The organism is bacterium, assembly GCA_030654305.1.
Classification (GTDB): domain Bacteria; phylum Krumholzibacteriota; class Krumholzibacteriia; order LZORAL124-64-63; family LZORAL124-64-63; genus PNOJ01.
Window position 1 is genome coordinate 1 of sequence record JAURXS010000056.1, and the last position, 4,102, is coordinate 4,102.

The 4,102-nt window shown below is 67.4% G+C and carries 10 protein-coding genes; 9 read left to right on the plus strand and 1 reads right to left on the minus strand.

The genetic code is table 11. The annotated features are described in order from the left end of the window. Positions 1-214, minus strand: a 214-nt coding sequence (locus Q7W29_01465) for a XylR N-terminal domain-containing protein (protein ID MDO9170483.1), incomplete at its 3' end; no start/stop codon positions are given. Positions 215-358: 144 nt separating this feature from the next. Here Q7W29_01465 and Q7W29_01470 point away from each other — a divergent pair. The 9 genes from Q7W29_01470 to Q7W29_01510 form a co-directional block, all read left to right on the plus strand. Beyond that, positions 359-628: a hypothetical protein gene (locus tag Q7W29_01470; GenBank protein MDO9170484.1), complete on the plus strand. Its 270-nt coding sequence runs from the start codon at positions 359-361 to the stop codon at positions 626-628. Between the two features lie 110 nt (positions 629-738). Beyond that, a complete protein-coding gene (locus Q7W29_01475) occupies positions 739-1,392 on the plus strand; it encodes a hypothetical protein (protein MDO9170485.1) in 654 nt (217 codons plus the stop codon). Positions 1,393-1,430: 38 nt separating this feature from the next. Then, complete coding sequence (locus Q7W29_01480; protein ID MDO9170486.1) at positions 1,431-1,931, plus strand: hypothetical protein; 501 nt, start codon at positions 1,431-1,433, stop codon at positions 1,929-1,931. A gap of 70 nt (positions 1,932-2,001) precedes the next feature. After that, positions 2,002-2,151, plus strand: coding sequence for a lmo0937 family membrane protein (locus Q7W29_01485; protein MDO9170487.1), 150 nt, complete (start codon positions 2,002-2,004; stop codon positions 2,149-2,151). Between the two features lie 50 nt (positions 2,152-2,201). Then, positions 2,202-2,834, plus strand: a complete 633-nt coding sequence (locus Q7W29_01490; GenBank protein MDO9170488.1) for a hypothetical protein — start codon at positions 2,202-2,204, stop codon at positions 2,832-2,834. A gap of 46 nt (positions 2,835-2,880) precedes the next feature. Further along, positions 2,881-3,096 (plus strand): hypothetical protein, encoded by a 216-nt coding sequence (locus tag Q7W29_01495; protein MDO9170489.1) that lies wholly within the window; start codon positions 2,881-2,883, stop codon positions 3,094-3,096. Between the two features lie 70 nt (positions 3,097-3,166). Then, positions 3,167-3,604 (plus strand): hypothetical protein, encoded by a 438-nt coding sequence (locus Q7W29_01500; GenBank protein ID MDO9170490.1) that lies wholly within the window; start codon positions 3,167-3,169, stop codon positions 3,602-3,604. Position 3,605: 1 nt separating this feature from the next. Further along, positions 3,606-3,905 carry a YtxH domain-containing protein gene (locus tag Q7W29_01505; protein MDO9170491.1) on the plus strand — a complete coding sequence of 100 codons (300 nt, stop codon included), beginning with the start codon at positions 3,606-3,608 and terminating at the stop codon, positions 3,903-3,905. 16 nt (positions 3,906-3,921) lie between these two features. Continuing rightward, a partial coding sequence (locus Q7W29_01510) for a cupin domain-containing protein (GenBank protein ID MDO9170492.1) occupies positions 3,922-4,102 on the plus strand: 181 nt, incomplete at its 3' end.

Genomic DNA, 4,102 nt, shown 5'->3' on the forward strand with positions numbered 1-4,102 from the left:
GGGTCGCCGTGGCCATGCGCCAGCCCTGGACGTAGCCGAACCGGGTCAGGACGGCGCGCGCGGTGCTGGCGCCGAAGTGGTCGATCAGCTCCTTGGACAGGTTCCCCTTCGCCGTGGCGTCGAAGATGACTGCGCGCTGGTTCGCGAAACGCACCAGGCCGCCCTCGGAATCGAACTCCAGCAGTTCGCTGATCTTGAGCTCTTCGACACGCATGGCAACACCTCTCTTTTGATCGAGTTTACCTCGTTATGATGGATCCGGCAAGCGCTCGTTTCGGCGGGACCCCTTGCCTTTCAAGCAGTTAGGCGCGGCACAAAAGTGGCTTATGCAGCTGGTGCCCCTCCGAAGGAGGACTCCGTGGAACATGACATTGGGAAGATGGAGTCACAGCTCGAGAACTGGCGCCTGAAGATCGAGCGTCTCGCCGACGAGAAGCAGAGGGGCGGCGCTCCGGTGGGTTTCTACACCCTCATGCACATCGACGAACTGAAAGCCCTGCACGCGGTCGCGCTGACGAAGCTCGACGAGTTCAAGGCGGGGAACGACCTGAAGCGGGCGCGGCTGATGACCGGCGTGACGAAATCCCTGGGCGACCTCGAACTCGCCCTCGGGAAGACGAAGCCTTAGGGGCCCCGGCACGGTTCCGGATGCGGGGCGGATCGCCGAATCCGCAGGTTTGGCGGCGAGGCCGGCGGCGGCCTCGCCCGGGCAGAATCCCAGAAGTGAGGTTGATGAACATGAGAACACGAATCATCGGCATCGGCGTCCTGGCCCTGACCGGCCTGGCGCTCGCGGCGGGCTGCAACGAGGAACAGGAGAGCGCCCGGCTCGCGGCCGCCGCGGCGGCCCAGAAGCCGCGTTTCGAGACGATGGTCATCCCGGACGGGGCCAGCGTCGTCACCATGCTCGACACGCGTCTCTCCACGGGCGACAACAGCACCGGCGACTCGTTCGTCACCACGACGACGGAAGCCATCGTCGTGCGCGGCGTGACGGTCGTCCCGGCCGGCGCCCGCATCTACGGGGTGCTGCGCGACGTCCAGGCCTCCGGCCGGACCAGCGGCCGGGCCCGCATGACGCTCGCCTACGAGAAGATCGTCGACGCGCAGGGCAAGAGCCACGCGATCTCCGCGCTGCCGCTCACGCTGCAGGCGGAATCCGCCACGCACGGCGACGTCGAGAAGATCGCGGCGGGCGGCGTCCTCGGCGCGATCATCGGCGGGATCAGCGGCGGCGGCAAGGGCGCCGCGATCGGGGCGGGCGCCGGCGCCGGCGCCGGCACCATTCTCATGCTCGCGACCAAGGGCGACGAGGTGGAGCTCGCGGCGGGCCAGCGGCTGAACGTCACGATGACGTCCCCCACGAGCATCCAGGTCCTGGCCCAGAGATGACCCTGACGACAGTGTCCACGAACAGGAGGAATGACGGAATGAACGGCAAACTCACGATCCTGCTGATCGCCTTCGCGGCGGCGGTCCTGGCCCCCGCCCCGGCGGCGGCCGACCCGTACACCGACGTCGGCTTCCGCGGCTGGGGACCGCGGGTCGGCCTGTCCGTCGATCCCGACCAGGTCCACTTCGGCGCCCATTTCGACTACGGGCACTTCGCGAAGCGCGTCCGCTTCCAGCCGAATTTCGAGGTCGGCTTCAGCGACAACATCACGCTCGTCTGCCTGAACGCCGAGGCGGCCTACCGGTTCAGCGAGAAATGGGACGTGTGGAGCCCCTACCTCGGCGGCGGGGTCGGCCTGAACATCAAGAGCTACGACAACGGGCACGACAGCGACTCCGACACCGACCTCGGGGTCAACCTGCTCGGCGGCATCGAGAAGGGCCTCAACAACGGCGACCGCTTCTTCGTCGAGAGCAAGCTCAGCCTCAACGACGTGCCGGACGTGAAGATCACGATCGGCTGGACGTTCTACCACTAGCCGCGGATCCGGGAGGGCGCCGGCTCGCCGGACCCGCCCCCCCCCGCGGCGCTACGCAAGGAGATGCGCCATGTTATGGACCATCGCAGTCGTGCTCGTCATTCTGTGGTTCCTGGGTCTCGTGACGTCCTACACCCTCAACGGCTTCATCCACGTGCTGCTCGTCGTGGCCGTCATCGCCGTGCTGATCCGCCTCATCCAGGGGCGACGGGTCCTGTAGGCGGAATTTCTTTCGCGTTCGATTCGAGTACTGAACTGGGAGGTATCGACATGTTGAACCACCGAAGCCTGCTCGCGGCGGGCCTGTTTCTCTGCCTCGGCCTGCCGGCCGCGGCCCAGACCGTCGGCGTCCTGCAGTCCGCCGAGACGATGGATCCCGGCACCTACAAGCTCGCGCTGGCCCCGCTGATGATCTTCGGCGAGGACGGCGCGGACGACGAGTTCGGCGTCGCCGGGCGCGCGGGCTACGGCTTCACCGAGAGCTTCGACGCCGAGGTCAAGCTGGGCCTCTTCGAGAACAGCACCTACGCCGGACTCGACGGCGAGCTGTGGCTCCTGCACGGCAAGGACAACGGCGCCGGCCTGGACGCCTCGCTGACCGGCGGCCTGCACTGGATCTTCGGCAGCGACGGCTACCACGATTCCATGGGCTTCGACCTGGCGCCGATGATCAGCGGCAACGTGTCGGAGAACCTCGAACTGTGCGGCGCTCTGGACGCCTCGTTCGAATCGGTCGAGGACGTGCCGGCGGGCATGGACGACTCCTACACCCGGCTGCACCTCGTGCCCGGCTTCGAGTACCGCCTGTCCGACGTCGCCGATCTGGTCGGCGAGGTCGGCGTCGGGCTCAACGACGACTCGAGCACCTACGTCGGCATCGGCTTCGCCTTCTACCTGAAATGACGGAACCCGGCGCGCCGAAACCGCGCGCCGGAGATCGGACGGCAACGTGAAATACATCGGCATCATGCTCACGGCCCTGGGGATCCTGGTGGTGGTCTTCAACGGGATCAACGACCGCGCGAACCGGGCGATCATCGAACAAGGTTCGATGAGCTACTCCGACATCGAGCGACGGGGAATGCCGATCCCGGCGGACGTCGGCCTCGTCGTGGTCATCGGCGGCATCACGGTCCTGCTGGCGGGCAACCGCCGGCGGTACTGATCCAGGCCGGGCACGTCACGCACGCCAAAGGCGAAGGCCGCTCGCACGGAAGCCGGCCAGGGAGGGAGAGATGAACCCCACGTTCATGTACCTCGCGGTGAGCATCGTCGTCGTCGCCGTGGTGGCGTCGGCGGCGTACCTGATCCGGGCCCTGGTCCGGCTCCGGCCGATCATCGAGCGGTTGGACGACACCTCGCGGTTCCTGGAAACCAGCCGCCCCAAGCTCGACCGCATCATGGACGGCCTGGAAGTCGAACTCGTGGAACTGCACGGCATCAGCGCGAAGATGAACCGCATCGCCGGCCACGCCGAGAGCGTGACCACGGGGCTGAAAATCGCGGTCCAGCCCATCATCACCGAGGTATCCGATCTCGGGCAACTGCTCCGTCACGCGCGGGCGACCGCCGTGGCGGTCCGGACCGGCCTGCTCGCCTGGCGTGATCGCGGACGCGAGCGCGACGAGGAGCCGTCGAACGGGATCGAATACGACGAAGAAAGTCGAGGCTGACATGTCACGCAATACCAACACGTTGATGGCGTTCGTCCTGGGCGCCGCCGTGGGCGGCATCACCGCCCTCCTGCTGGCTCCGGACAAGGGCGAGGTCACGCGACGCCGCCTGCGCGAGGGCGGCAGCCGCGGCCTGCGCCGGGGCCGGGACGCGGTGAGCCACGCGGCAACCTCCCTGGAGGAGGACGCCCGCGAGAAGGGCCAGGCCGTGAGCGACGCGGTCCACCAGCGGGTCAACGCGGCCCGGGGGGCGGTCTCCGAGGCCAAGGAGGCCTACCGCCGCGAGATGGACAAGCCGTAGGACGGGAGGTGTCGCGATGAAGGGATTCGTGCAGAACATCGAGGATCTCGCCGTCGACAACGGGGACTTCAGGCGGGTGCTCTACACCGCCACCAACTGCCAGCTCGTCGTCATGGCGCTGAAGCCCGGCGAAGAGATCGGGATGGAAGTGCACAAGCTCGACCAGTTCTTCCGGGTGGAGGAAGGGGCCGGCGTCG

Bases quoted from the DNA above. Each gene is read 5' to 3' on its own strand.
- Q7W29_01500 (MDO9170490.1), top strand. From the start codon at position 3,167: ATGAACCCCACGTTCATGTACCTCGCGGTGAGCATCGTCGTCGTCGCC.
- Q7W29_01505 (MDO9170491.1), top strand. From the start codon at position 3,606: ATGTCACGCAATACCAACACGTTGATGGCGTTCGTCCTGGGCGCCGCC.
- Q7W29_01475 (MDO9170485.1), top strand. From the start codon at position 739: ATGAGAACACGAATCATCGGCATCGGCGTCCTGGCCCTGACCGGCCTG.
- Q7W29_01480 (MDO9170486.1), top strand. From the start codon at position 1,431: ATGAACGGCAAACTCACGATCCTGCTGATCGCCTTCGCGGCGGCGGTC.
- Q7W29_01490 (MDO9170488.1), top strand. From the start codon at position 2,202: ATGTTGAACCACCGAAGCCTGCTCGCGGCGGGCCTGTTTCTCTGCCTC.
- Q7W29_01485 (MDO9170487.1), top strand. From the start codon at position 2,002: ATGTTATGGACCATCGCAGTCGTGCTCGTCATTCTGTGGTTCCTGGGT.